Raw genomic sequence first — 1,056 nt, 5'->3', positions numbered from 1 at the left:
TTGGCTAAGCGTCGGTTCTTCATTATGTTGCTCGATTTCAATGTCTCCACGACGATGACTTGGTTCTCGTCAACGATCCGTCTCGACAGTTTGTGAAGGAAGTCCTTGCGTTGGTTGGCAATCTTTTCGTGTTTCTTGGCCAAAAGTAATTTGGCTTTTTCACGATTCTTGCTCCCGATCTTCTTTCGCGACAGCGCCCGTTGCGCCTTCTTGACCTTCGCCTCGGACTTACGAAGGAAACGTGGGTTTTCGATTTTCTCCGAGACCATCGCGTCGTTCGTCATGACGGCGAAATGTTCCAGACCGAGATCGATCCCGACCTTGTTCTCGGCTGGAATCCATGGTGCATCGTCCTGTTTGACGAGGATGGAGATGAAGAACTTGCCCGTCTTGGTTATCGAGACCGTCGCCGACCGGATGACGCCCTCGAACGGGCGATGTTGGGTGAACCGCACGAACCCGACCTTCGGCAGACGGACCTTGCCCGCCTCGATGCGGATCGTGCCGTGCTGGTTGTTCGTCGTGTAGGAGGCGCGCGACCGCCGTCTCGACTTGAAGGCCGGGAAGCCGGCCGTCCCGGCGAAGAACTTCGCGAACGCGGTGTCGAGGTTCAGCTTCGCGTTCGCGAGCGCCAGGCTGTCCGCCTCGGCGAGGAACGGGAACAGGGGCTTGTAGGAGGCAGGTGTCGCCGGTTTCCGTCTCGTTCCACTCCCTGTTTTCGCCTCCTCGCGGATGGCGATCCGGTCCTCGAGCAGCTTGTTGTAGATGAACCGGGCGCAGCCGATCGTCCGGACCAGGAAATCGGCCTGTGCCGGCGTCGGATGGAGCCTGTATGTGTAGCCTTTCAGCATGTCCGTCTCTCCTCCCCTCAGAAGATCGTGATGTGTCTTCTTCATCCGATACCCGTGGAGGGGAGGGAGAATCTGACGGAATCACGAACTTTTGTTCGTCATATCTGTCACAGGGAGAGAAGAGTTTTGGACCGGGCGATTCATCTCCCGCCTACGCTGGGCTACGCCCCGAGACGCTTAGAGGAGGGAGAATTCTCGCCTGATT

Annotated in this window: 1 protein-coding gene; it reads right to left on the bottom strand. The window is 57.6% G+C overall.

Features of this window, described 5'->3' with window-relative positions; genetic code table 11:
- A partial coding sequence (locus tag KNO92_RS14630) for an RNA-guided endonuclease TnpB family protein (protein ID WP_214761893.1) occupies window positions 1–851 on the bottom strand: 851 nt, incomplete at its 3' end.
- Window positions 852–1,056 lie beyond the last annotated feature (205 nt).

The organism is Exiguobacterium sp. s129 (assembly GCF_018617585.1).
Classification (GTDB): Bacteria; Bacillota; Bacilli; order Exiguobacteriales; family Exiguobacteriaceae; genus Exiguobacterium; species Exiguobacterium aestuarii_A.
This window is presented reverse-complemented; position numbering and strand designations above follow the sequence as displayed.